The organism is Shewanella schlegeliana (genome assembly GCF_016765635.1).
Lineage (GTDB): Bacteria > Pseudomonadota > Gammaproteobacteria > Enterobacterales > Shewanellaceae > Shewanella > Shewanella schlegeliana.
Genome location: NZ_JAESVD010000013.1, coordinates 113,566 through 138,217, shown reverse-complemented (window position 1 = coordinate 138,217; position 24,652 = coordinate 113,566). Strand labels below are relative to the sequence as shown.

Below are 24,652 nucleotides of genomic sequence, written 5' to 3'. Positions count from 1 at the left end.
TTTGGGGGAGGGCATAAGTTAGGCGTAGTCGCATTGGCTTTTCCCCTATGATGAGTTGTGTAACAGCTCTGGTTATATTCTTGTCATCGCCGCAACAGGTTTAAACGTAAATTTCTACTCAAGTGCTATGCCACAAACTAAGCGCTTGCGGACAGAATCGTCGCCTAATTGGCTAAAACTGCTGGTTGTACTCTAGACGGAAGTCGCCATCGGCAAATTGATTCTGGCTAGCGTTGTACCAGAGGCGGAAGTTTTGAGTTGGGGTCATCTGCCAACTCAGAATAAACTCGTGAGTGAGACCGTTGCTTCCCTTTAGGTTTTCGGTGTAGTGTTCATTACCAAAAATGGCTTGGGTGTAGATGGGGTTGTAGTTTGCCCAGATGGTGTCTGTTAGCAGGAATTTGTTATATAGAGTGAAGCTTGCGAAGACAAAGTCGGAATGGAGTCCTGATGCTTCATTGGTGTCAGAACGCTTCGAACCATCATTGTATTCAACGCCCGCCGCAATAATAGGAAATGCTTGCCAAACTCCAACTTTGGGCAGCGCCTGTATCATTCCTACTGATGCAGTGCCAGAGTTAGCATTAAAGTTATGGATAACATCCATAGATATGCCACGCCCCGTTGTCATATCGACATCGAACTTTCTAAAGCGGAGCTCAGATACTCCGTTATTAGCATTTTCTGGTGCCAGAGCGCTCGCCCCCTGATGCTTCATATGCTCGCCATAGAGCCCCTTGACCTCAAAAAGGAACATTGACATATCCGTTGCAGAGCCGGTGTCTAAGGTCTTACCTAGCTTAAAGTTGATGCCGTTAGTGCCATAGGAGGCGCCAAGCTGCGTATAAACAGCTAAGGGATCGGACATATCTTGTATTTCATTTTCTTCAGCAAATGCGATGCTAGATATTGAGAGGGGTGTGGCAACGGCTACAGCTACAGTTAATGTTCTGTTCTTCATGGATCACCAATATTTAAATTTAATTTTTAAATATTTTAAGATTTACCGTGAGAGGCTAACTACTGGGAAAATTCCTAACCGTAGACAATATGTGACTTCATCGTTTTAGCTTAGGTCGTGTCACAGTTTGCTTTGACTCTGAGGCGCAAATGAATATGCATTTCAGTTTACAGGCGATATTGATTTAGTTTGGAAGCCTGTAAGTTACCCTGTGCGGTGGATGATAGATGTTTAAAGTAAGCGGAAAGCATTACACACTGAAGATGCGCCTATGTATCGCGATACTGCGTCAAGCTATGCTCAATGCTATATACCAGCGGGATGGTATATAGCTGTAAAGATAATGAGTTCTTGGGGAACTCTTCAAAGCCACTCTTTTATACTCTCTCCTTTAAACTTTCCTTTAGAGCGGGGCTTTGATGATTTTTAGTGAGCAAACATTATCCATGCTTTAAATAGATAGGATAAACACTGGCTGGATGTCCCTGTTTGATCGCTTCAAGCATTGCGCCTATGTATGGCATAGCGTGAATGAAAAATTGCTTATAGCCACGACATAGATGATGTAATCCAGGCTCTAAGTCAGCAGTTATTGCGGTTCGCTCTTTGGGACAGCCGCCGTTACAAAAAGGTCTAAAGTCACATTCTCGGCACTGTTTTGTTAGCGAGTTCCATTTACTTAACCCAAACTGTGACTGATTTTCGCTGCTGGCGAGTTGACCTAGATCGACAATGTCGATGTCACCGACTTTATAGTCATCATAGCTATAGTGATCGCACGAGTAGACACTGCCATCATGCTCAAGCATCATCTGTTGACCGCATGCTTCAGAATGAAAGCACATTTGGCTCGGTTGACCTGCTAAGATCCCAAGAGTATTTTCAAAGAACTGCACAAAGACTTTACCAACATCTTCTTTTTTCCATTCGTCAAAGACATCACACAAAAATTGGCCCCATTGCTGTGGAGTTAAAGACCAGTCTTTACTGCTTCTTCTATCCAATTCATGCTCAACACAGGGTTGAAATTGAATGACGGTAGAGCCTAACGATTTTAATTTTTGATAGGTTTGTTTACCTAGGTGGGCATTATCACAATGTACTACCGTCAGGGTGTTAAAGGTGACATTGTGCTTCTTTAGCAGCTCAAGTCCTCTCATTACATTAGGGTAACTGTTATTACCTTTGAGATCGGGCCTGCCGTTACCATGGTTGAGCTCATCGCCATCTATGCTCAAACCAATTAAAAAGTTATTTTGCTTGAAGAATTTTGCCCAGCGTTCATTAATCAGCGTACCATTACTTTGAAAAGTATTGGTGATCTGCATGCCTGGGCGCGCATAATGTTTTTGGAGTGCGACTGCTTTTTCAAAAAAAGCGAGCCCACGTAGCGCAGGTTCACCGCCTTGCCAGCTAAAATCAACACTGTTGATATGCAGAGGCTGAGCAGCAATGTATTGGGAGATATAGCTTTCCAGCATCTCTTCAGACATCTGCATTGTCGCATTAGGCTGGTATCGCTCCTCTTTACGAAGGTAATAGCAGTAGTGGCAATCGAGATTACACTTTGAACCAACCGGTTTAACCAAAAGATGAAAAGGGTACGCAGCTTGTGATGACATATGGAAACTCCTCTATTGGATCCCATTATCGCTTCGAGTAAGCAAGGAATCGACTAGGAAGTCTCCTAATTATCTATGGGGCTAAATTAGATTTCGGCTATGGGCGTAGGCTACGAGTGATGAGGCATTGTCTAAATCTAACTGCTCGATCATCTTATATTTATGATACTCAACTGTTTTGGCGGAGATGTTGAGTGACAGTGCAATTTTCTTTGCAGACATCCCTTTTGCCAAAAGTTTCAAAATATCCAACTGCCTTGCTGTTAGCACTGTTTTTTGATTGAATTTATCGTGTAACTCCGCAGAGACATATTGCTCTCCTGCGAGTACCGTTTCGAGAGCCTGGAGTAACTCAAAACCCGCTTGATGTTTCACTATGTAGCCATCGGCACCATACTCGAATGCAGCCTGTAGAATTTCAGCTTCATCGTGCATGGTTAGGCAGATGATCTTGGCCTCTTTACATGAACGCTTTAGCAGCCCAAGCGTTTGGTTTAGCTGCATACCTGGCATTGAGATATCGGTGATGATGATATCGGGTTGAAATTGTTTCGCAGCTTGAACTAACTCTTCTGCATTGTTAGTAATTGATTGTACTTGGTAGTTTTTTTCAACAAGCCTTGCGATGCCTTCACTGACTATCTGGTGATCATCGGCAATGATAATGGTTGGCATAATTAATAGATCATCCTTTTCCTGCTGTACATGATTAATCCTATCACTGTTACTTAGTCAATAATATCATCAGGAATGGGCCAGACGAGTTTTACTGAAAAGCCAGATTGATTTTTGCCTAAGGTAAAATCCATGCTGCCACCAATGAGCGCCGCACGCTCGTGCATAGACTCAATGCCTAATGATGAGGAGTTTGAAATCGCATTTTTAGGAATGCCTCTACCGTTATCTTCGATAGTGAGTTTTGCAAGTTTCCCCTCACGGTTGAGTGAGATGGATAATGCGCTTGCATTGGAGTGTCGCATCACATTAGAAAGCGCTTCTTGGCTGATGCGATAGATATGCAGTTTCTGCTCTTCACTGTATAAAACCTCTTTGCTGAGATTGAGTGACAGAAGAATATTCTTATGCAGAGTCATTTTTTTAGATTCGGACTCAATGGCTGCATACAAACCGACTTTATCAATTATTGCTGGGTGAAGATGGCGGGATAGGTGTTGCAGGTCCCGGGTAATATTTGACAGCTTTGCCGCTGCTTCAAATAGCGCCAGTTGAGCGCTCTCATCTAATTGGTTATTAATAAAACCTAACTCTAGGTTGAGTGACGCGAGGCGCTGGCCAAAGTCATCGTGCAGATCCCTTGCAATGATTTTTAGCTGTTCTTCTCTGTCTTCTATTAGACGTTTATTCAAGGCGATGACTTTTTCCTGCTGATGAGATAACTCTTGATAGTGCCTTAGTCGCTCGATACTCGATGCCATAATATTCCCCAAAATAGTCGAGCAGCGAATAAAGTGTTCATCAAACACTTTATGGGTGACAAAGTTTGCCGCTGCCAATGCCCCCCATGGTTTTCCCATCGCCTGAATCGGGATCAAAATATGATTGAGTGGTTTTTGCTGTTGCAGTTGACAGGCCAGTTCTAGTAGCTGCGGATCTTCATCGCTATTAAAAACCTCACCAGAATGGATCATCGCTTGATATTTCGCTTTAATTTCGTAGCTCAGGTTCGGCCTTAGGTTGGGGATGTTTTCACCTGAGACGGCATAAAATGACCATTCTTGAGCAATATATTTGGTGTTAGGTAAACAAGATATTCTGTCGACACCCAGCAGCTCACGACACTCATCCAGTACTGAGTTCATCACCTGGGCTAATGAACTTGTGGGAGTGTCAAGAAGCTGAGTTGAAATAGAGAGCAGGGTTTCGTTAAATTGTGTGAAATCGCAATCTTCTTGTTTATTCATACATATTTTCTCATCATCATTAACGGCTTCGAGTTTCTTTATACCTTTAAAAACACAATCAATACTAACCGTAATGACGGCTTTAGGAATAGTCCTAGTTCGATTTTGGTTTAAGAGGCCTGATACTAGCTCCATCTAAAATGAGGAGTGAACAATGAAAACATTCACCAAAACGATGTTATCAAAAGCCGTATTAGGTATGGCTGCGGTCTCTACAGCTGTCGCGGCCCCAGCGATGGCAAAAAATGAATCTGAAAAACCCAATATTATCGTCATCATGGCAGACGATATTGGCTGGTCAAATACTTCCGCATACAACATGGGGATGATGGGATATAAAACCCCCAATATCGATCGCATCGCCAAGGAGGGGATGTTATTCACCGACCACTATGGTCAGCCAAGTTCAACCGCTGGCCGTGCCGCCTTCTTAACGGGGCAGTTACCTATCCGCACGGGTCTGCTTACCGTTGGCATGCCTGGCTCACCAATTGGTATTTCAAAAGAGGATCCTACTCTTGCCGAAGTGATGAAAGATCAAGGTTATATGACGGTTCAGCTGGGTAAAAATCACTTAGGGGACCAAGAGCATATGCTGCCACATCGCCGCGGCTTTGATTACTTCTACGGTAACCTCTATCACCTAAATGCTGAGGAGGAGCCAGAGAATGAAGATTATCCTAAAGATCCTGCATTCCTTGAGCGTTTCGGTCCTCGCGGGATTGTTGAGGGGCACGCCGATGGCGACACTGGCTCTGGTGGACCGTTAACTAAGAAGCGTATGGAAACCATCGACCGCGAGTTAACAGATATGGCGGTAGATTATATCGAAGAGAATGCCAACAAAGATGCTCCCTTCTTCATGTGGTATAACCCATCGCGTATGCATGTATGGACTCACTTAAGTGAAAAATGGAAAGGCAAAACTGGCTATGGTTTATATGCTGATGGTATGGCCGAGCTTGATAGTTATGTCGGTGAGATTCTAGATACCCTAGACAAAACTGGGCAGCGTGATAACACCATTATTATCTTCACCACCGACAACGGTGCAGAGAAGATGAGCTGGCCAGATGGTGGCAACACACCATTTAAAGGTGAGAAGGGCTTAACCACTGAAGGTGGAGTACGTGTGCCGTTTATGGTGAGCTGGCCAGGAAAGATCCCTGCAGGTAGCGTCAATAACGGTATTCAGTCTCATGAGGACCTGTTTACCACCCTAGCAACGATTGCGGGTGAAAAAGACGTTCAAGAAAACTTCAAGAAGAAACACGATGTTTATATCGATGGTTATGACCATACACAGGCTTGGTTGACTAACGACGATACGACCCGTAACGAAATCTTCTACTTTGCTGAGACGGGTAATCTTGAGGCAGTTCGAGTCGGTAAGATAAAAGCGACCTTTATTCAACCGCTTGAGGAGAGCTGGTTTGCGCCACGTTTAGCGACCCAGTGGCCACAGCTTGTAGATCTGCGTGCAGACCCATATGAAGAAGCACCAGAGCACTCAGGCATGTACTTAAAATGGTTTGCTGAGCGTATGTACAACTTTGTACCTGTACAAGTTGAGGTTGCCAAGTTACTGAGCACCTTTAATGACTTCCCATTAAGACAGGAGCCCGCTTCGTTTAACTTAGAGAGAGTTATCGAGCAACTTCCATATCGCGATCAACGCTAGTTATCGCAATTGATAAGGGTGCCCAGTGCACCCTTTAACTCTGTTCATTCACTATCTTTCCGTAAATAATCGAGTCTAAAGGTGAGTCCATGCATCCATCAACAAACCAATTTGAGGCACTGCAAGCTCGAATTAATCAACAGATATTAGGCCAAGAGCTGGTGGTCAAGCAGCTGGTTATTGCTCTACTAGCTAATGGACATGTATTAATTCAAGGGCTACCCGGCCTGGCTAAAACTCGTGCTGTTAATGAGATGGCAAATGAGGTCAAGGCTAAACTAAATCGCATTCAATTTACCCCTGATATGTTACCCGCTGATATCACCGGCAGCGAAGTTTACAGTAATCAAACACAAAGCATTAGCTTTAAACCTGGCCCGGTATTTAGCAACTTCTTGCTTGCCGATGAAATCAACCGTGCCCCTGCTAAGGTGCAATCAGCTCTGCTGGAGTCGATGGCGGAGGCACAGGTTTCAGTCGCTGGTGTATCCCACCCACTACCTGAGCTATTTATGGTGCTGGCTACCCAAAACCCTATCGAGCAGGAGGGAACCTATCCGCTACCTGAAGCTCAGATGGATCGCTTTTTGATGCAGATCCTCATCGATTACCCCGATAAAGACGCTGAAAAGAGCATGTTAAAACTTTTAAGAGCTCAGCAAGTATCGGCAACCGAGGAGCAAGCAACACTTACAGTCGAAGAGGTGTTAGCCGCACGTAAGTTGGTGGAGCAGGTTTCTGTGAACGACAATATTGACCAGTATATTGTCGATCTCGTTGATGCGACTCGCCAACCTAAAAAGTATAGCGATGAATTAGCGACATTTATTGAATTAGGTGCAAGTCCAAGAGCGACAATTGCACTCGATAGATGTGCCCGCGCCCACGCGTGGTTATCTGGGCGTGACTTTGTTTCACCAGAGGATGTAAAGGCTGTCTGTCATGGGGTACTGCGTCATCGAATGGTGCTCTCTTTCAATTGCATCAATCTAAATATGAGTAGTGATATCGTGATCGATAAGCTGCTCGATTGCGTTGTACACGTATAGATGACAACGGGATGGTTATGAACAGTGACGAGCGTATCTATAGCAACTTCTCTCGGCTAAGCTTACTGGCCAAAAAAGGCAGAGGTCTTAGCTGGCGTCCCCCCTATAGCAAAATCTCTCCACTGAGTGGTCTGCAGAAGAGCAGTCAGCGTGGGCGAGGTTTAGATTTTGTCGAGTTGCGCCACTACTTTGATGGCGATGATGTTCGTTGTATCGACTGGCGTGTGACTCAGCGTACTGGACAGGCTTTTATCCGCCTCTATGCGGAGGAGAAAGACAAGAGTACTGCACTATTGATTGATCTTCGTAGCAGCATGTTTTTTGCTAGTGACGGGATGATGAAGTCAGTTTTAGCATCTGAGCTAGCCGCGATCATTGCCGGTCGTATTCAGGTCGAGGGTGACAGGATCGGTGCGCTTCTCCTCACCGACATCAATATCGAATCCCATAGCGCGATGCGCGGTGAAAAATCGCTTTTGAGCTTATTGGAGAAAATCACCCAGTTGGGCGGCCGCTTGCCCGCCAAGGCAGCAACAGAGCCTCCCACTCTAGATGATGCGCTGTACTTGCTTTGTCAGCAAAAAATTAAAGAGAGTCAGATCTTTATTATCAGTGACTTCATCGATTTCGATAACAGTACAAGTCTTGCTTTAATCACTCAACTGGCGAAGCATAATAATATCATCGGCTTGAGAGTGAGTGATCCGTTAGAGGAGGAGTTGCCTAACTCGGCAGTGTTGATGGGAGACGGTCAATTACAACTGGAGGTGAGTGGTGATAAAGGCCAGCTTCGCCAGCGATATAATCAACATACGGCTGATCATAATAAGCAGCTAGAGCGCTGTTTCTTATCAATAGGCCAACCTTACTTAGCATTGACGACCCATCAAGATAGCTGGCAGCAGCTGGTTGCGATCTCCTCGGCTAGGAGGCGTTAAAAATGAGCGACATGATGCAATCGAGTGGGCAGCTCGCTGAGTTTGGCTCGCACTTAATCAAAAAAGCGCAGTGGCAAGCGCCTCCCGAGGCGGTGTCTTGGTGGCCTAATACGCCAGCTTGGAATGTTATCTTTATCTTGCTCAGCCTATCCCTGTGTATATGGGTTCTTAGCCACGGCTACCGCTGGTTACAGCATCAATATGTACGTGAAGCAAAATCACTGTTTGCCGAATTGGAGGCCAACAATGATTTGGCTGGCATGGCAAGACTGATGCGCCAGTTTTGTCATCAGCATTGGCCCAGTGAAAACCTCGCCACATTATCCGTTGCAGCCTTCTCAACCCGAGTGGTGGAGCTTTCTAAAAGCAGCCAAGGCACAGCTAAAGCGATAGCGGCACTGTTAGTTTGTAGCTACCAAGCTAACGCCTGCCTAACTGATGAGCATCGCTTAGCGATTCAATGCTGGTTTAAGGAGCATGTATGTTAACCCTAACCCATCCTTGGCTAGCCATTTTGCTATTACTGCCGCTATTGGCCGTTTTACTGCCTAAGCACCGTACGGCACTGCCTGCGATCCGTTTCTCTAAATTTAAGCAGTTGGTGAGCTTAAGCCAACGTAAGCCTAGCGAAGGGGCTGTCGTGTTAAGCCGCCTGTTTTGGCAGCGACTGTTGGCGACGCTGACCTATCTTGCGTTAGTCTGCGCCGCTGTGCGCCCTGTTTGGCTGGGTGAGCCTATTCAGGTAGAGCAGGTGGGTCGTGAGATTATGGTTGCCGTTGACTTGTCAGGCTCGATGGAGGCGATGGATTTTGTTGACACCCAAGGCGAGACCTTGCGCCGCGTAGAGGGTGTCAAAGCCTTGCTGCAATCGTTTCTACTTAAGCGAGAGTCAGATCGTATCGGTTTGATCGCGTTTGGCGAGAATGCTTATCTGCAGGCTCCTTTTACACAAGACAAACAGATATTAAGCCAATTACTGCAAGAGATGGATGTACGAATGGCTGGAGCAGGGACGGCAATTGGTGATGCGATAGGCGTCGCGGTTAATCATTTTGAGCAGTCTGAGGTTGAAAACAAGGTATTACTACTGCTCACCGATGGCAATGATACCAGTAGTGAGTTTCCGCCATTGGATGCAGCCCATTATGCTGGGGAGCAGGGCGTGGTTATCTACCCCATCGCTATTGGCGACCCTAAAAATGTCGGTGAAGATAGCCTAGATATTGCAACACTCGAGCGCATTGCTGAGCTGACTCAGGGGCAGGTGTTTGAGGCCGATGATGGTCAATCTCTTATCGAGGTGTATAAGGTGTTAGAGCAGCTTCAGCCGCAACTATTTGAAAGCTATACAATCCGTCCTGAAAAGGAGCTCTACTTCTGGCCAATTTTATTCGTGTTATGTATTAACTTAGCCACATTGATGTTCGTGAGTGGCCGTAGAAAACTGCAGGAGAGCCAGTGATGAGTGAGTTTCATTTTATCAGGCCATGGGCGCTATTTGCACTTATCCCTTACCTCTATTGGCTCTGGGTAAACTACCGTCGTCAGCAAACACTCGATGCTAAGTTTCCTCTCGCTAAGCACTTGGCTGCTCATCTGAGAACCGATATCACATCTTCATTGTGGTTATCACCAAAAACAATGCTACCGCTATTGATAGGGCTATTGATTATCATCGTCAGTGGTCCAACATGGCAGCCCCAAGAGGGGAGTTTAAGTAAAAACCGCTCACCACTTATTTTGGTTATCGATCTATCAAGCTCTATGGCTGAGTCAGATATTGCTCCTAGCCGGATAGAGAGTGCCAAATATAAACTGGCCACTCTTTTAGAGGAAAAGCGCGATGGTCTGCTTGGTGCATGGGTATACGCAGGAAGTGGCCACCAACTGCTGCCTCCTACTGAAGACCGTGAAGTTTTGACCCTCTACCTCTCGAGTTTACATACCCAGCTGGTACCTCGCCAAGGTAAGAACCTTGCCAGTGTATTAGAACAGCTCAGGGCTTTGGAACAACAAAGAGCGCTGGAGCAAAGTAGGCTACAGCAGAGTGAGCCGCCACTGCCAGCGAGCATAGTGGTGATCGGTGATGCTATCGATAACCAAGCACGTGAGGCGCTAATCGCACATCAAGATAACTCCCAAGATCAGCTGCTTTTTTGGAAGTTTGGCTTCGCTTCCTCTATGTCAGCGCCCAGCGGCGTCTCACAACTGCAGATGAGCAGTGACGATAGCGATATCAGTGCCATTATTAACTGGAGCAATAGCGTTAACTTCTTTGATCCAACAGACAAGGATATTGTCTGGCAGGAGGTGGGCTACTGGTTGGTATTCCCAACGTTATTGTTAAGCTTGCTCTGGTTTAGGCGAGGCTGGAGTATTCGTTGGCTAGCGAGTCTGCTATTTGTCCCTTGGTTAACGCTATCACCGGTCACTGAAGTCTATGCCAGTGAGCTAACAACAAACAGCGTCAATAGTGAGCAGTGCGACAATTTAGTCATGCGGCTTTTTTTAACACCAGATCAGCAAGGACAATGGTTCTACAAGCAGCAAAACTACCGCTGCGCCGCCAACAGTTTTGTCGATCCCCGTTGGAAGGTTGAAGCCTTGATGCGCAGTCAGCAGTGGGAGTGGGCGCTGACAATGTTAAATACGCAGCCAGACTCTATAGAGCGAAGTTTTAATATCGCACTTAGTTATCTGCACTTGGCAAGATTTCGCTCGTCACAGCGCTGGTTTATGCAGGTGTTAGCGCTTGAGCCAGATAATCAACAAGCAAAAGACAATCTTGCACTGCTTGAGGAGATATTTGAGTTGATGGCACTACGTGCACAGGGGCAGGGAACCGCCGGTGAGGATATGACGGCCGATGTCATCGACTCGTTGCAGGAGGATATGCAGATAGATGAGCCTGCAGATAAAATAGATGAGATAAACAGCGCCGACTTAATGGCTGAAGAGCACCTGACCAAAATCTGGTTGGAACAGGTGAAGCATAATCCCGCGGTGTTTTTACGTAACAAATTTACCATTCAGCTGCAGCAGTTTGAGCAGGCAACAGAGGGAACAGATAAGTCGAAGTTAGTGCCTGAATCAGCTGATGGCGTTGGAATAACAGAGCGAGGAGAACACTAATGGCAAGTTTTACCCGCTTGTTAAATGCGAGTCTGTTTGTGGGGCTGAGTTTAGTGCTCGTTTTATCTTTACAGGTATCAGCAGCCGAAACCAAGCAATACTCGGCTCAGTGGTTAGTGGAAGATGTTGCGCTTTCAGAGCGCGTCAAAAACACGGTTTGGCTTGCGTTAATCAGTGATGAAGCAATTGCGGCTAATGTCTCTACTGAAGAGATCAAAGTTAAGCCGTTATTTATTGAAGCGGCGCAAGCTCCAATCTATACCACTCGGCTGATTGAGGGCAAAAGAAAGCATGTCGCGCAATTTAAATATGATATCTATCCTGCCAAACCGGGGGAATTTATCTTGCCAAAAACTCAGATCACCCTTGGCCGAGGCAAGACGGCTCAAGTTATCACCTCTTCGAGCCAACAAATTGAAATTACGCCGCAACCCGATGCCTCTCGAGGGCTGATTATCACCCCAAAACTCACGCTTTCGCAGAAACTATCGGCCACAGAGCTCGTGGCTGGGGGGGCGGTGAGTAGAGAGATCTCCATGGAAGTGGATAACCTGCCTGGCTACTTAATTGCTGAGCTGCCTCTCTCACTTAATAGTGATGACGGCGATGTAAGAGTCGCTGCTAATGGGACTCAAACCAATACCTTCCGCGGTGCCACCACAGGAAAAAGGCTGACTGAGTTACAGTATCGATTCTCACGTGCAGGAGAGTTCACTCTGCCGGAGATGAAAGTGAGCTGGTGGCACCCAACACAACAAGTGGTCAAGTATAGCGTTATCCCTGCAATCGATATTGTGGTCAGTCCTGCGCCTCCTTTACCTTTTAAGCAGCGAGTCGCAATATGGCAGGCGCAGTTTAGTGATTTTCTTGTACAGCACCAGTTCGCGCTCACCTTACTCTTTATCACTTTGCTAATCGTATGGTGGCAACGCCAGTTGATTTTTAAAAAGCTAGGCTACTGCTATCTAACCGCATTAACAAAGTTGAGTTCTCCGTTGTTGGTGGCATTTCTATTAACAGTAAGGGCAGCATTTACCTCGAAGAAAGCGATGCCTAACTTACTCAATCGGTGGTTACCATTGATTGATAAGCCTTTGCAGAGCGCGGCAAAAAAAGTATCAAATAGCATAGAGTATCAAGCTGATGGGACGATTAAGCTCGATAGAGCAGCCCTTTTAACAAACATGTGCAGCATTGTATGGCATCAATATAGTCAGCAATTTTCACTGCAACCGCTTAACCCCAACTAATCTATTGCCAAGCTTTGAGATTAGTAATTCTCCCAGTTCTAGTCTCAGTCGTTATTGAGGTAAAGTTTGTTTTATTAGTCATAGGTTGATACTGAGAGGGCTTTTATGACAACAAATAGGAAGACGGTAAAGTGGCTATATTTGACTAGTGTGATAGCGACTATAGCTGTTTTTAGCTCTTTTTCGGCTAGTGCGGCGCAAGAGTCGAATAAAGTAAACCAAGCACAGGCTCAACCGCTAGCATTTAGTGGGGCAGCGATTCAGGCGATTAGCGAGAATCACTTCCGAGTAAAAGTCAGTTACTCAGAAGCAATTAAGGCTCGCTGTGTTGGCTTTGCTGGAAAAGAGCCGGTAGCCATTGATTCGGTTGTGGTGATCCCTCCTTATGGTGTCGCTAATATGATCATTAACGAGGATGATCAGCCTATTGATTCGGCTCAATGTTGGATCACCAGTACGCGAGAGCAAGATCTTAACAACGATTATATTAAGCACGATCTTACCGAGGGTTAATCTTTTGCAATTAAAATCACACAATGTTCAATTGAAAACGCCTGGGGCAAAGCGGCTAATGCTGCCCGTTACGCTCACTTTAGCAAGTGTGCTGTCATTGCCACTATATGCCGCCGAGCAGCCTAAATTAGTCGTGCAGATCACCGTTGATGCGTTAAGGGGCGATCTGCCAATGCGCTACCTTGATAATATGCAAGCAGGTGGTTTTCGCTATTTATTAAATGAAGGTGTTCACTACACGAATGCGCACTTTGAACATGCGAATACCGAAACGATAGTTGGCCATGTAGCATTAGCAACCGGTGCGCCACCATCAGTGAATGGCATGGTAGGAAATGTCTGGTATGACCGAAGCGTTAATCGCTTGGTATACAATATTGAAGATCCTAATTACAACTTGTTGACCCAAGGTGGTGGGGTGGATGCGAGTACTGAAGTGGATACGACTCAGAAAGCCGCGGCCTCCGATGGCCGTTCACCGCTGAATATTAATGGTTCGACATTTTCTGATGAGTTGGTAAAGAGTAATAATGGCCAATCTCGCGCATTTTCAGTCTCCTTTAAAGATCGTGGTGCTGTCTCGATGGGTGGTGAGCTAGGTAAGGCATTTTGGTACTCAAAAGCCTCTGCGGGCTTTGTGACAAGTGACTACTATTATCAGCAGTATCCTAGTTGGGTTGAGCAGTGGAATGATGAAAATCTGCACCTTAAATATGACAACCAAGCTTGGCAGTTAATGCTCGATGATGATAAGTACCTGTTTCATCATGAACCGAAAGAGAGTGATAAAACAGATTTAGCTGGCTTTGGCCAGCAGTTTCCCCATCAGTATGGCGCGGCGGATTCTCGATATTTTACAACTAAGCTAAGCATCAGCCCAGTTGCAGATGAGCTAGTCGCAGACTTTGCCAAAACGGTTATCGATAAAGAGCAGCTTGGTGCCAGTGATGTAACCGACTACCTGTCAGTGAGTTTATCTGCGACCGATTATGTTATTCATATGTTTGGTCCTTCGAGTAAAGAAGCTGAAGACAACCTACTTCGATTAGACAGAACTTTAGCCGATCTATTTAGCTATATTGATAAAAAGGTGGGGTTAGATAATACCTTAATTGTTTTGTCTGCGGATCATGGCGCGCCAGATATACCAAGTTATATTCACCATCATGGGGGTCACAAAGCGGATTATTTTGGGGTGGAATCACTCAAAGCATCAGGCATATTTGATAGGTTAAAGCAGCGTTTTGGCTTAGATGAGCAGGTTATTTTGCAGTACGCCGATCCATACCTCTACTTAGATCATGAGCTTATTGAAGCTAAGGGTGTTGAACTTGCCCTAGTGCAAAAATTTTTGGCCGATGAGTTAGTGACTATTGCTGGAATCGAGCAGGTTTATACCGCAAGTGACATCACATCAGGTAACGTAGACAGTAGCAGAGTTGCTAAGCTTGTAGCCCAAAATCATCACCATCAGCGCTCAGGGGATCTCTATTTGATCTATAACCCGAGTGTCTATATTAATGATTTTGATGGTTTAAAAGTTGCGTCAGTGCACGGCTCACCCTGGCGTTATGACACTCATGTTCCGGTAATATTCGCAGGCATGGGGCTCGAAGGCAAAAAGGTGGCAGATAAGATTACACCTTACGCAATCGCTCCTACACTATCAACTCTACTTAAGATCAGCTTTCCAACAGGAAGCACGGGTAAAGTACTTAAAGCGGTTGAGCTGTGATCCCTCAATAAATCACTAGGGACATTGATGCTCAGACGTCTGTTACTTAAAGGCGTCTGTTACTTAAATTTTGTTCGATAACACCGCCTTCGATGAGTCACAAAGTGGCTGTTAAAGAGCGGTGTTTTTACCCGCAAATTTTTTTGTTCAATTCAAATATGGAGGTCATCAGCTCAAGGTAACGAGGTAAAAGGTTAAAATGGTTAAATATGGTAAAAGCTTCCCGGCGGTGTACTGAACATATATTCTTAACCTTTGCTCTCTACTCCGAGCCGTTCTCTTGAGCTGGCGTTGACTGTTGGACGCGATAACGGTTTGTGGCAGAGATGCCAAATATTGCTCATATAGCGTTAATCTTATCTGACTCACATCTCTTCGTTTATTAGCCATGTATAGCTGTTTAAGACGCTTATGCCCATTTTAACATTGGTGTGTGAATCGAATACTACTGCCAGCAATCACTGTGAGATTGCTATTTTCCCTCAAGTTATATAATTTACAATCCATTAACTAATGCCTTTGCAGATGCAGCTAACCAGAGAGCCTTAACATGGACTTCATTGAAATCTACCCGAATGCTATTCCTGATGAATTTTGCGATGAGTTGATTCGTCACTTTGAGTGCCACACAGGCGTAAGCGCAGGGAGTACCGGTGGCGGGGTTGATGAATCGAAAAAGCGCAGTCTCGATTTAATGCTAGATTCGTATGACGATTTAACGCCACTGAAGAATAGACTGCTGGGTTATACGCTTATCCATGCAACGCAGTATTTGGAAAAGTACGCGATGGCGTTAATGGGGGCGGTCTCGGTGAGTGTTAGCGATCAAAGCGGTAAGCCAATCACGTTAACGCCGGAAAACTATGAAAAGCTGGGTAAGGGGAGAGCCGAGGCTATCGTAAAATACCTCTACCGTAGCGGTAGCATCAATATTCAAAAGTACTTACAAGGTAAAGGGGGCTACCCCCATTGGCACTCTGAGCAATTTCCTCAGCTAGGGCATAATGAGGCGCTGCATAGAGTGGTGCTATATATGTTCTATCTAAATGATGTGCAAGAGGGCGGTGAGACAGAGTTTTACTATCAAAACAAACTGGTCAAGCCGAAGAAGGGCACCATGGTGATAGCCCCAGCTAGTTTTACTCATTCTCATCGTGGCAATGTGCCCGTTAGCGATGACAAGTATATTGCCACTTCATGGATCATGTTTAATCGTGCCGAGCAGTTATATGGGTCTGCTAAATAATCGTCATGAGAATTGAAGCTGGGATAACAAGCATTACTGCTGATGTTATCCCTATATTTTAGCTTGTGCTTCAGCCTAAATCGGAATCGAGATCCTAAAACAGGCACCTTCAAGCTTGGAAGTTTCGATACTGAGTCGGCCACCGTAACTGATGACAATCTCATTACACACTGCAAGACCAATGCCTTGCCCAGCTTTTTGGGTATCGGCGCGAACGCCGCGCTGGATAATATTTTGGCGAATACTCTCTTCGACGCCTGGGCCGTCATCTTCAACCAGTAGCTCAAACTCTCCGGCATCGTTGTAATATGACGACACTTTGACGGTTGAAATACATAGCTTGAAGGCATTTTCCATCAAATTGCCACAAAGCTCCATCAAGTCGCCTTTATCACCAGGGAACACATGCTCTGTTGGGATCACTGCTTCAAACTGAACTTGTTTGTCACGATAGACCTTAAATAGCATCTGTGCCAGCTGATCGACAAGAGGTGCGATTTGAGTTTGTTCTTGCTTCAAACCTTTACGGCCTAACATGGCGCGCTTCAATTGATATTTTACCAATTGGTCCATCTGACTGACTTGCTCCATGATCTTTTCACTGCAGGCGTCTTTATCAAGCGTCTTGTCATCGGTAATCGCATGAACCGCCGCAAGGCGTGTTTTAAGGCTGTGGGCCAAGTCGTTCATCGCGTTTTGATAACGCTGTTGCTGAGCACTCGACTGGTTTAGCAGTTGGTTGAGCGCCTGAGTCACACCTTCAAGCTCAACAGGATAGCCATCAGATAGAGATTTAGCCTTACCGCTGTTGACTGACTGTAGTTCGTTCTTTAGGCGCACGAGGGGGCGCATTCCCCAATAGGCGGCGCTAATCAATAGCACTAACGCCAGCGCCAACACAAAGGCTAGACGTATATAAGTTAGGCGACTGAACTTGCTGTACTCTTCTTTAAGCTTTTCTGCATCCTTTAGTACCAGCAGGTTGTACTTATTACCGGCGATATCGAGAGATAACAGATAGATAAAGTAGCCTTTATTGTCGGCAAGTGGCAGATAGTAAGGTGGAGAGGTGTTTCTGATTTCGTTAAAGCGTTCACAGGTATCGAATAAGCCTCTGTCTACCGCTAACGATGAGGTCCAGACCTGATTAAAGTTGTTGTCACAGCTGGCAATGATATAGCGTTGAGTGGCATTGTTCTCTTCTAACCACTCATCGCTATTATCGGGAATTAGATCGTGCTCCCTAAGTTCTGCAGCAACTTTTGGGATCTCCGCAATTAGCTCGGCAGTTTCTTCGTTATAACTGTTTTGGGCATGGAGGATATTCACCATCCACGCCAAACCGAACCCTACTAGGGCTATGATCGATAATGAGGTGAGAAACATCCGCGTTAGCAGACGCTTCTTTGGCTTAAATCTTAATTGCATGGCAGATTAAATTTATAGCCCTGACCACGAATCGTCACGATAGGGTTTTCGATGCCACCTTTGGTGAGTTTTTTACGCAGACGACTGACCATTACCTCGATGGTATTAGGGTCACCTTCTTTGTCACCATAGATCACATCGAGTAGACGTTGTTTCGCGACCACTTCATGGCAGTGGCGCATCAGGTATTCCAAGATCAGGTATTCAAAGGCGGTCACTTCCATGGGCTGCTCGTTTAGCGTGACCTGCTTGGCCGCAAGATCGAGCTCGAGTGCACCGCTGGTGATTAGAGGTTTTACAAAGCCAGCACTTCGGCGCACAAGAGCGTCTAGGCGGGCAACTAACTCCTCTTTCTGGAAAGGCTTGACTAGGTAATCATCGGCGCCTGCGTTTAAGCCTTCCACCTTATCCTGCCAGTTTACACGGGCGGTGAGAATGAGTATGGGGGCTTTTAAGTCATTGTCTCGCAGGCTTTGAATCAGGCTGATCCCATCTTGGTCTGGAAGGCCCAGATCAACGATGGCCACATCGATAGGGTAATTGGTTGCTTGGTAAAATCCATCTTTCGCAGTTAATGCGACTTGAACTTGATTGCCTAATTCACTCAGTTGTACTTTGAGGTGGTGAGATAGAATCGGGTCATCTTCAACAACTAAAATTCGCATAGTCAAAATATCCTTGAATTCAATAGAGATTAGTTTACGCAGAATTAACGCAGCTGCCAACTAAGTGTTTCTAAGTAGAGGGAGTTTACGCCTAAGAAACTTAACCTTGGCTGAACTTTTTCCGCTATTGGTCACTTTTTCAGCTTGACGGTACTAAATCATGACATTTAGCCCTTTAGTTCACGATTTATTGAATTTAGCTGGGTTTAATGTCGTTAGCCCTGTGTTTGTTGCTGTTTTTTCGTTAAGATTCCGTGAAAAATTAAATACGAAAGGATTAATACATGTCGTTTGTTAGGCTATTTACAGGGTTAGCACTGCTTTTATTAGCACCGAGTGTAATAGCCACAACGTTTACCTTTACCGCAATTCCTGATGAAGATGAGAGTCAGTTACGAACCCGCTTCGATAAGGTTGCACTCTATCTTGAAGAGAAGCTCGGTGTTGAGGTGAAGTATGTTCCGGTAAAATCTTACTCTGCTGCGGTAACGGCTTTTCGTAATAATCAGGTGCAATTGGCCTGGTTTGGCGGCCTATCAGGTGTACAGGCAAGACGTTTAGTTCCCGGGTCGTTGGCCATTGCTCAAGGCTATGAAGATCAGTTTTTTAAGAGCTACTTTATTGCTCATGCTTCAACCGAGATCATCCCAAGCGATAGCTTTCCTAATTTAAACGGCTACACCTTTACCTATGGCTCTAAGAACTCGACTTCAGGTCGCTTGATGCCGCAGTTCTTTATCGAGCGTAATCTTGGTAAGAATAGTAAGGATATTTTCAAGCGCATTGGCTACTCGGGCGATCATAGTCGCACCATTGCTCAGGTGCAGGCGGGCGTCTATCAAGTCGGCGCGGTGAACTATAAAGTGTGGGAAACTGCATTGGCCAATGGCAAAGTGGACCTTAATAAAGTCAGTGTGATTTGGGAGAGCCCCGCTTATCCTGATTATCAGTGGACTATACGTGGTGATGTGGACGCACAGTTTGGCGCAGGCTTTAGCGAAAAAGTGACCGCCACACTCATTGGTATGAAAGATCCGGAGCTGTTGGCCAGCTTTCCTCGGCAGTCATTCGTGCCTGCAGAAAACCTAGATTATGAAGCGGTAGAAGACGTTGCTAAAGCGATAGGCCTAATTGACTAAACCTTCGTTGATTGAATCTAAGCTGACTAAGCAGATGTTGAGTAAATCCATATTGAGTAAGTCTATGTTGACGCTCAATAACCTCATCGTTCAGTTTGAAGGAAAGACAGCCCTTGATATCGATGCGCTGTCTTTTTACCATGGCGAAAAAGTTGCCATCATTGGGCGCTCAGGTTGTGGTAAGTCGACCCTCGTTAACCATATTTTTGAGCAGCTTAGACCAACTTCAGCTTTGTGTTCCCAGAGGCAAGGTCTGGTTGAGAACTTAAGCGTGTTCCATAATATTTTTATGGGTGCGCTGAATCAGCACTCTTGGTATTACAATCTTGCTAATCTTGTTTACCCATTTAAAGAGCCGCGACAAGCCATACAGCAAATCGCAGATGCACTCGAACTCGATTGTCCATTATCTCAGCCCGTGTCAGCGCTTTCCGGTGGCCAAAGGCAGCGCGTTGCCCTTGGGCGGGCGCTGTATCAGCGTCAGGCTCTGTTGATTGGTGACGAACCTTTCTCAGCACTGGATCCTGTGATGGGACAGCGACTGTTAACTGAGGTTTTAGCCAGTCATGACTCGGTAATTATGGTGTTGCACGATATGGATATGGCGCTAAGTTATTTTGATCGGGTGATAGGCCTTCGCGATGGGCGTACCGTTCTTGACATCGATGCTGCCGCCTTAGATCTACATACTCTCGAAGCTTTTTATCAAGAGAGCTGTGATAGCAAAGCTGCAGATGGTGTAGATAACGCAGCAGCACGACTCGATTTATCTCAGGTCGAGCCGCAACAATGCCTAGCTAAGCATGAGTAGCTAAGTATGAATAAGCCTTGTTAGCATGCTAGGGCAAGTACTTAAACCCAGTAAGCAATTTTCATTTGTGGGTTACTGGAAAAAAGTGACACTAATGCTGTGGGCCGTAACGCTGGTCTGCTTTTATTTTGCTGATACCGAAATTATTGCGCTAGATCCTTGGAGTGAGTTGTTACTAATTGGCCAAGGTTTTATCGCACCTGATTTTTTTGCCACAGAATACCTACTGCAAGCCTTATGGCAAACCGTGAGTTTTGCCCTCTTGGGCATATTGATAGCGCTGATTCTTGGGGCGCCACTTGCCTTGGTTTACCACAAGCCCTATGTGGCGGCGTTCTGCGCTTTTATTCGTTCAATCCATGAGATCTTCTGGGCATTACTTTTCCTACAAATTTTTGGCCTGTCACCGCTGACCGGTATTTTGGCTATCGCACTGCCGTTTGCCGCCACATTTGCCCGGGTTTTTAGTGATATCTTGCAGCAATCCCCCATAACAACCTTGCAGACACTGCCACACGGTACCGACCGAGTCAGTCGTTACCTCTATGGGCGGCTAGCTCACGTGCTTGTCTCTGTACGTGCTTATGTACGCTATCGATTCGAGTGTGCCCTAAGAAGCAGCGCAGTGCTGGGGTTTGTAGGAATGCCCACCTTAGGCTTTTACTTAGAGACCGCTTTTCGTCAAGGACACTATCATCAGGGAGCTGCACTACTGATGCTATTTATCGCCCTCATTGGCACTATTCCATACTGGTGTCGATTAAAGCTATTGCCGTTCTATTTTATTCTCGCTATCTGGGCACTGCCGGAGATCCCCAATATTGATGGCGCATTGATCTGGCGTTTTTTAAGTCAAGATATTTTGCCGCCCATGTTTCAAAACCAGACGTTTCAAAGCCATGGGCTACAAAGCAGCGGAATGAGCGGGGCAGAGATACTCAGTCAGTTTGGCGATTGGTTGATAAGCTTACTGTCTGAGCAGGCACTACCAGGGATTATTGCTACTCTTTTGCTCGCAGTAGCGGCATTGGGGATGAGCCATATCTTTGCGCTTGTTGCTAGTGCCATTAGCGATAAGCGCCTAAGTGGTGGCGTTATCGCACAGACGAATCGTTTTCTTTTACTTATCTTACGGTCGGTGCCGGAGTATATCTTCGCCTTCGTATTTATGCTGCTGCTTGGGCCGTCAATGTTACCGGCAATACTGGCTTTAGCTATCCATAATGGCGCATTGATCGCCTATTTAACCGTTAGGCACGCCGATAATGTGGCCGTTTCGGCGCACTTTAATCATAAAATTGATGGTTATGGATATGAAGTCTTGCCTGCCATCTATCCGAATATGATGGCACTGCTGTTTTATCGGTTTGAGGTGATCTTAAGAGAGACGGCTATCTTGGGGATGTTAGGAATAGCGACACTGGGCTTTTATATTGACAGTAACTTTGCCGAAATTCGCTTCAACGGCGCATTGGTATTGATGTTTGTCACGGCGCTACTCAACATTGCCGTCGACATTTTGAGCCGGCGCGTACTCTACTCAAAAAACAAAGGGCAACTCGCCTGCGCTCATTAGTGTCACCAATCAAGTGTTTCACTCTTAGCTGCCCTAATCTATATCGATATAACTACCCATCTAGCGATAGGTAGTTATATCAAAGTTGTCAGTTAATGCTTCTTAGCTAAAAATCTTGCGTTGATTACGCTTTTGAATGATGCCGTTACCACACCATGCTGCGAAGAGTGTAAAGGCGATGACACCTGCCATAATCGCGCTTAAACGATACCAAGGTGCTTCGGCGACGATCCGCATTTGAATATACTCAAAACTGCTCACACCCCAAACAAGAAATGCGCAGGCAACCAGACCCAGCTGTAATACTCGGGTGGCCCAGCTGGCTTTAATAAACAGCAGCAAGGGGCTTAAGGCAAAAGCAATACAGGCAGTGTTTTGACCAAAACGTAAAAAATGTGCACCGATAAGAAGATAGGCTAAACAGATAAGCAGGATTCGCCACCACATGACAGGTTACCTTAGGAAATGATTATAATGAGACAGAGCTTACGTGAAAGCATAAGACGTATTCTATAGGCGGCTTCACAATAATGAGAATTACTCAGTTCAAGAACGTCAGGATAGGAGGCTGCAGCACTGTGTCGTTTTTTGAGAGCAGGGCGTTTCATGTTTGCAAATTCGAATTCAATCACTTGCATGGGGATAAAAGCGGCTCATACCAAGGACTACGAGCTCACGAAGAAAGGCAACTGCTCAAGCCGTTTGAGTTCTTTATCTTAGAGTTATTCCTGGCTAGGTGTACGCTGTTAGTGTGACACCACGACCCCTGAGAGAATGGTCAGCGCAACGCCAACAAAAATAGTGCCAGTCACAAGGTTGATGAATGGGCTAGCTTTTTTCATCTTCAGCTGGACTCTGGGCTTAGAGAGCACCACGGCGATAAAGCTAAACCAGATAAAAGATAATAAAAATAGCAGCAGCGCGGCCATGCTTTTGGTCGAAAGGCTAACGGTTGGGGTGATCAGTGTCGAAAACAGTGTGATGAAGAAGACCAAGGCTTTCGGGTTTAGCAAATTGGTATAGAGCCCTTGCAAGAATCCGCGAAAGCCCGTTAGCCCAGTGCTGTTTGAGGCTTTCTCCAGCGCGACTGGATCTCGCCAGTGTAGCCAAGCCGCTTTTATTGCGCCAATCCCCATCCAAGCTAAGTAGCTGGCTCCCGCTAGCTGAACCAAGGTAAATAATAGATTTGAACTTTGAATAATGATGCTGACACCAGTTAGGCTCAACAGGGTATGGCCTAAAATGGCCACTGCGATACCAAGCGCCGATGCGACTGCCGCAGTGCGAGATTCTTGGGTTGCAAGGCGAACCACTAACGCAAAGTCAGGGCCGGGGCTGGCAAGCGCCAACAGATGAATGATGCTAAGTGATAGGAGTAATTGATATTCCATCGAGTCTCTTATTGCGTGAGTTAATGACAACTTTAGGGCCTGAATGATACATATTGCCCGTTAGCGCTTAAATTAACACGATTGTGATTAAACAGGTCGTGAATTGTCGAGCGAATTCACCCATAATATAAATCGATTTTTCTGCCAACTACCATCGGAGTGTAGAACGTGAAAGGACAGATCTTAAGAGAAATGAAGGTGCTTAATGCTATTGATCCTGGCTTTGAAGTACAAAGACGTATCGCATTCATTAAGTCAAAGCTTAAGCAATCGAGTACCTCTTCTTTAGTCTTGGGGATCAGTGGTGGCGTAGACTCTTCACTCGCAGGGCGCTTGTGTCAGCTTGCCATTGAAGAACTCAATAGTGAGTCTAACGGTAAAAGTTATCAGTTTATCGCGGTTCGCCTGCCTTACGATGTACAAAAAGATGAAGATGAAGCTCAGCTGGCCTGTCAGTTTATTCAGCCTTCGAAGCTGGTCACGGTGAATGTAAAATTCGGAGTCGATGGTGTACATGCCGAAACCTTAGCGGCAGCAGAAGCGGCGGGTATTGAGTTGCCTGACGCCGATAAAGTCGATTTTGTTAAGGGTAATGTGAAAGCAAGAATGCGCATGGTCGCCCAGTATGAGATCGCGGGCTTAGTTGGTGGGCTTGTAGTTGGCACCGATCATAGCGCCGAAAATATTACCGGATTTTATACCAAGTGGGGCGATGGTGCCTGCGATTTAGCACCTCTGTTTGGCCTTAATAAGCGTCAGGTTCGTCAACTCGCAGCCTTCCTAGGTGCGCCAGAGACATTAGTCGTCAAAGCGCCGACGGCGGATTTAGAAGAGAGTAAGCCTCAGTTAGAAGATGAAGTTGCCCTAGGTCTTACTTATGATCAGATTGATGATTTCCTAGAGGGTAAAGAGGTCAGCGATTTTGTTAATGATAAGCTGGTTGGGATCTATCGTGCTACTCAACATAAGCGTGAGTCAATTCCGACGATTTACGACTAATTATCCACTCTGAATTTAAAGGCGCTACGGCGCCTTTTTCATTGGCTCGCGATTATGGTTTAACTCAGTGGCGGTAGAGTTAATGCTGCTCTTAATATGTCGATCTGTTGGTTTGGGAATTGGCGATAGTCAAGGTAGGGGCAGAGGTAGATAGCTTGGCTTGTATGCTTGCTAACATGGCTTGAGCTTGAGTCTGAGGTTATCGGCTTAAAGAGGGCGGAGTTAAGATTTAACTTTTGAGCACTTAGCTGGCCGCAAATAATATGCACGCTGGCGTTTGGATTAAGCTGAACGCTATCAATCAAAATAGATTCATCTTGCTTGAGTAACAGCTCGTCACGATAGCGTTTCCAGTTCGTATTGGCTACAGCGATTTTGGCCATAATAGTTAAAATTTTGCGCCAATGATTCCCGTTAATCTTGATAAGGTTTTGTACTGCTAATGGCGCAGTATGGCTCCAATTAGCCTCAAGCGTAGGCGGTGTCGGCAGGTAGAAACATATTTTTGCGTTTTCTAAACCGATTATCTGCTTATTTTTATTCAATGTTTCTCCTTAATCTCACCATTTCAGTGTAAAAGCGTGTAAGTTAAAC

23 protein-coding genes are annotated in these 24,652 nt (G+C 45.7%); 14 read left to right on the top strand and 9 right to left on the bottom strand.

The window, feature by feature from the left end:
- Positions 1 to 172: 172 nt before the first annotated feature.
- The 4 genes from JMA39_RS18985 to JMA39_RS18970 all read right to left on the bottom strand — a co-directional run bounded on the left by JMA39_RS18985 (position 173) and on the right by JMA39_RS18970 (position 4,505).
- Positions 173 to 961 carry a hypothetical protein gene (locus JMA39_RS18985; RefSeq protein ID WP_202723448.1) on the bottom strand — a complete coding sequence of 263 codons (789 nt, stop codon included), beginning with the start codon at positions 959 to 961 and terminating at the stop codon, positions 173 to 175.
- A gap of 440 nt (positions 962 to 1,401) precedes the next feature.
- Positions 1,402 to 2,583 (bottom strand): anaerobic sulfatase maturase, encoded by a 1,182-nt coding sequence (locus tag JMA39_RS18980; protein ID WP_202723447.1) that lies wholly within the window; start codon positions 2,581 to 2,583, stop codon positions 1,402 to 1,404.
- Between the two features lie 81 nt (positions 2,584 to 2,664).
- Entirely contained in the window at positions 2,665 to 3,258 is a 594-nt protein-coding gene (locus tag JMA39_RS18975; RefSeq protein WP_237732922.1) for a response regulator, read from the bottom strand.
- Positions 3,259 to 3,311: 53 nt separating this feature from the next.
- Positions 3,312 to 4,505, bottom strand: coding sequence for a GAF domain-containing sensor histidine kinase (locus tag JMA39_RS18970; RefSeq protein WP_202723446.1), 1,194 nt, complete (start codon positions 4,503 to 4,505; stop codon positions 3,312 to 3,314).
- A gap of 154 nt (positions 4,506 to 4,659) precedes the next feature.
- Between JMA39_RS18970 and JMA39_RS18965 the strand changes: the two genes are divergently transcribed.
- From JMA39_RS18965 to JMA39_RS18920, 10 genes are all read left to right on the top strand, one after another.
- Positions 4,660 to 6,186, top strand: a complete 1,527-nt coding sequence (locus tag JMA39_RS18965) for an arylsulfatase (RefSeq protein WP_202723445.1) — start codon at positions 4,660 to 4,662, stop codon at positions 6,184 to 6,186.
- Between the two features lie 89 nt (positions 6,187 to 6,275).
- The gene (locus tag JMA39_RS18960) at positions 6,276 to 7,235 is read left to right on the top strand and encodes an AAA family ATPase (protein ID WP_202723444.1); all 960 of its coding nucleotides are present in this window, start codon (positions 6,276 to 6,278) and stop codon (positions 7,233 to 7,235) included.
- Between the two features lie 17 nt (positions 7,236 to 7,252).
- Positions 7,253 to 8,173 (top strand): DUF58 domain-containing protein, encoded by a 921-nt coding sequence (locus JMA39_RS18955; RefSeq protein ID WP_202723443.1) that lies wholly within the window; start codon positions 7,253 to 7,255, stop codon positions 8,171 to 8,173.
- Between the two features lie 2 nt (positions 8,174 to 8,175).
- Positions 8,176 to 8,661: a DUF4381 domain-containing protein gene (locus JMA39_RS18950; protein ID WP_202723442.1), complete on the top strand. Its 486-nt coding sequence runs from the start codon at positions 8,176 to 8,178 to the stop codon at positions 8,659 to 8,661.
- On the top strand, positions 8,655 to 9,635 hold the full coding sequence (locus tag JMA39_RS18945; protein ID WP_202723441.1) for a VWA domain-containing protein: 981 nt from the start codon (positions 8,655 to 8,657) through the stop codon (positions 9,633 to 9,635). The genes JMA39_RS18950 and JMA39_RS18945 overlap by 7 nt, the downstream gene beginning before the upstream one ends.
- Positions 9,635 to 11,305: a VWA domain-containing protein gene (locus JMA39_RS18940; RefSeq protein WP_202723440.1), complete on the top strand. Its 1,671-nt coding sequence runs from the start codon at positions 9,635 to 9,637 to the stop codon at positions 11,303 to 11,305. The genes JMA39_RS18945 and JMA39_RS18940 overlap by 1 nt, the downstream gene beginning before the upstream one ends.
- The gene (locus tag JMA39_RS18935) at positions 11,305 to 12,555 is read left to right on the top strand and encodes a BatD family protein (RefSeq protein WP_202723439.1); all 1,251 of its coding nucleotides are present in this window, start codon (positions 11,305 to 11,307) and stop codon (positions 12,553 to 12,555) included. The genes JMA39_RS18940 and JMA39_RS18935 overlap by 1 nt, the downstream gene beginning before the upstream one ends.
- Positions 12,556 to 12,660: 105 nt before the next feature.
- The gene (locus tag JMA39_RS18930) at positions 12,661 to 13,068 is read left to right on the top strand and encodes a hypothetical protein (protein ID WP_202723438.1); all 408 of its coding nucleotides are present in this window, start codon (positions 12,661 to 12,663) and stop codon (positions 13,066 to 13,068) included.
- A gap of 4 nt (positions 13,069 to 13,072) precedes the next feature.
- A complete protein-coding gene (locus tag JMA39_RS18925; protein ID WP_202723437.1) occupies positions 13,073 to 14,803 on the top strand; it encodes an alkaline phosphatase family protein in 1,731 nt (576 codons plus the stop codon).
- A 550-nt stretch (positions 14,804 to 15,353) separates the two neighbouring features.
- Positions 15,354 to 16,049 carry a 2OG-Fe(II) oxygenase gene (locus JMA39_RS18920; protein ID WP_202723436.1) on the top strand — a complete coding sequence of 232 codons (696 nt, stop codon included), beginning with the start codon at positions 15,354 to 15,356 and terminating at the stop codon, positions 16,047 to 16,049.
- Positions 16,050 to 16,124: 75 nt separating this feature from the next.
- Here JMA39_RS18920 and JMA39_RS18915 read toward each other — a convergent pair whose 3' ends face one another.
- Positions 16,125 to 17,477 (bottom strand): ATP-binding protein, encoded by a 1,353-nt coding sequence (locus tag JMA39_RS18915; protein WP_202723435.1) that lies wholly within the window; start codon positions 17,475 to 17,477, stop codon positions 16,125 to 16,127.
- Positions 17,468 to 18,142, bottom strand: coding sequence for a response regulator (locus JMA39_RS18910; RefSeq protein ID WP_202723434.1), 675 nt, complete (start codon positions 18,140 to 18,142; stop codon positions 17,468 to 17,470). Before JMA39_RS18910 ends, JMA39_RS18915 begins: the two co-directional genes overlap by 10 nt.
- A 284-nt stretch (positions 18,143 to 18,426) precedes the next feature.
- Between JMA39_RS18910 and JMA39_RS18905 the strand changes: the two genes are divergently transcribed.
- From JMA39_RS18905 to JMA39_RS18895, 3 genes are all read left to right on the top strand, one after another.
- Positions 18,427 to 19,281 (top strand): putative selenate ABC transporter substrate-binding protein, encoded by an 855-nt coding sequence (locus tag JMA39_RS18905; protein ID WP_202723433.1) that lies wholly within the window; start codon positions 18,427 to 18,429, stop codon positions 19,279 to 19,281.
- A gap of 64 nt (positions 19,282 to 19,345) precedes the next feature.
- Complete coding sequence (locus JMA39_RS18900) at positions 19,346 to 20,092, top strand: ATP-binding cassette domain-containing protein (protein WP_202723470.1); 747 nt, start codon at positions 19,346 to 19,348, stop codon at positions 20,090 to 20,092.
- Positions 20,093 to 20,117: 25 nt separating this feature from the next.
- The gene (locus tag JMA39_RS18895) at positions 20,118 to 21,668 is read left to right on the top strand and encodes a PhnE/PtxC family ABC transporter permease (protein ID WP_202723432.1); all 1,551 of its coding nucleotides are present in this window, start codon (positions 20,118 to 20,120) and stop codon (positions 21,666 to 21,668) included.
- 102 nt (positions 21,669 to 21,770) lie between these two features.
- Here JMA39_RS18895 and JMA39_RS18890 read toward each other — a convergent pair whose 3' ends face one another.
- Together JMA39_RS18890 and JMA39_RS18885 are read right to left on the bottom strand one after the other, a co-directional pair.
- Positions 21,771 to 22,115: a hypothetical protein gene (locus JMA39_RS18890; protein ID WP_202723431.1), complete on the bottom strand. Its 345-nt coding sequence runs from the start codon at positions 22,113 to 22,115 to the stop codon at positions 21,771 to 21,773.
- Between the two features lie 299 nt (positions 22,116 to 22,414).
- On the bottom strand, positions 22,415 to 23,059 hold the full coding sequence (locus JMA39_RS18885) for a LysE family transporter (protein WP_202723430.1): 645 nt from the start codon (positions 23,057 to 23,059) through the stop codon (positions 22,415 to 22,417).
- Positions 23,060 to 23,227: 168 nt separating this feature from the next.
- On the opposite strand from JMA39_RS18885, the gene nadE reads away from it, so the two are divergent.
- Positions 23,228 to 24,058 carry an ammonia-dependent NAD(+) synthetase gene (gene nadE, locus JMA39_RS18880; protein WP_202723429.1) on the top strand — a complete coding sequence of 277 codons (831 nt, stop codon included), beginning with the start codon at positions 23,228 to 23,230 and terminating at the stop codon, positions 24,056 to 24,058.
- A gap of 59 nt (positions 24,059 to 24,117) precedes the next feature.
- Here the strand turns inward: nadE and JMA39_RS18875 are convergent, their stop codons facing one another.
- Positions 24,118 to 24,603, bottom strand: a complete 486-nt coding sequence (locus tag JMA39_RS18875; RefSeq protein WP_202723428.1) for a DUF6942 family protein — start codon at positions 24,601 to 24,603, stop codon at positions 24,118 to 24,120.
- Positions 24,604 to 24,652: the final 49 nt, after the last annotated feature.

What these genes read in the sequence shown, in the direction of transcription:
- JMA39_RS18930 (WP_202723438.1), top strand. Translation starts at nt 12,661, where the DNA reads ATGACAACAAATAGGAAGACGGTAAAGTGGCTATATTTGACTAGTGTG.
- JMA39_RS18890 (WP_202723431.1), bottom strand. Translation starts at nt 22,115, where the DNA reads ATGTGGTGGCGAATCCTGCTTATCTGTTTAGCCTATCTTCTTATCGGT.
- JMA39_RS18950 (WP_202723442.1), top strand. Translation starts at nt 8,176, where the DNA reads ATGAGCGACATGATGCAATCGAGTGGGCAGCTCGCTGAGTTTGGCTCG.
- JMA39_RS18955 (WP_202723443.1), top strand. Translation starts at nt 7,253, where the DNA reads ATGAACAGTGACGAGCGTATCTATAGCAACTTCTCTCGGCTAAGCTTA.
- JMA39_RS18980 (WP_202723447.1), bottom strand. Translation starts at nt 2,583, where the DNA reads ATGTCATCACAAGCTGCGTACCCTTTTCATCTTTTGGTTAAACCGGTT.
- JMA39_RS18910 (WP_202723434.1), bottom strand. Translation starts at nt 18,142, where the DNA reads ATGCGAATTTTAGTTGTTGAAGATGACCCGATTCTATCTCACCACCTC.
- JMA39_RS18920 (WP_202723436.1), top strand. Translation starts at nt 15,354, where the DNA reads ATGGACTTCATTGAAATCTACCCGAATGCTATTCCTGATGAATTTTGC.
- JMA39_RS18970 (WP_202723446.1), bottom strand. Translation starts at nt 4,505, where the DNA reads ATGAATAAACAAGAAGATTGCGATTTCACACAATTTAACGAAACCCTG.
- JMA39_RS18915 (WP_202723435.1), bottom strand. Translation starts at nt 17,477, where the DNA reads ATGCAATTAAGATTTAAGCCAAAGAAGCGTCTGCTAACGCGGATGTTT.
- JMA39_RS18940 (WP_202723440.1), top strand. Translation starts at nt 9,635, where the DNA reads ATGAGTGAGTTTCATTTTATCAGGCCATGGGCGCTATTTGCACTTATC.
- JMA39_RS18905 (WP_202723433.1), top strand. Translation starts at nt 18,427, where the DNA reads ATGTCGTTTGTTAGGCTATTTACAGGGTTAGCACTGCTTTTATTAGCA.
- JMA39_RS18935 (WP_202723439.1), top strand. Translation starts at nt 11,305, where the DNA reads ATGGCAAGTTTTACCCGCTTGTTAAATGCGAGTCTGTTTGTGGGGCTG.
- JMA39_RS18900 (WP_202723470.1), top strand. Translation starts at nt 19,346, where the DNA reads ATGTTGACGCTCAATAACCTCATCGTTCAGTTTGAAGGAAAGACAGCC.
- JMA39_RS18965 (WP_202723445.1), top strand. Translation starts at nt 4,660, where the DNA reads ATGAAAACATTCACCAAAACGATGTTATCAAAAGCCGTATTAGGTATG.
- JMA39_RS18885 (WP_202723430.1), bottom strand. Translation starts at nt 23,059, where the DNA reads ATGGAATATCAATTACTCCTATCACTTAGCATCATTCATCTGTTGGCG.
- JMA39_RS18975 (WP_237732922.1), bottom strand. Translation starts at nt 3,258, where the DNA reads ATGCCAACCATTATCATTGCCGATGATCACCAGATAGTCAGTGAAGGC.
- JMA39_RS18895 (WP_202723432.1), top strand. Translation starts at nt 20,118, where the DNA reads ATGCTAGGGCAAGTACTTAAACCCAGTAAGCAATTTTCATTTGTGGGT.
- JMA39_RS18960 (WP_202723444.1), top strand. Translation starts at nt 6,276, where the DNA reads ATGCATCCATCAACAAACCAATTTGAGGCACTGCAAGCTCGAATTAAT.
- JMA39_RS18985 (WP_202723448.1), bottom strand. Translation starts at nt 961, where the DNA reads ATGAAGAACAGAACATTAACTGTAGCTGTAGCCGTTGCCACACCCCTC.
- JMA39_RS18945 (WP_202723441.1), top strand. Translation starts at nt 8,655, where the DNA reads ATGTTAACCCTAACCCATCCTTGGCTAGCCATTTTGCTATTACTGCCG.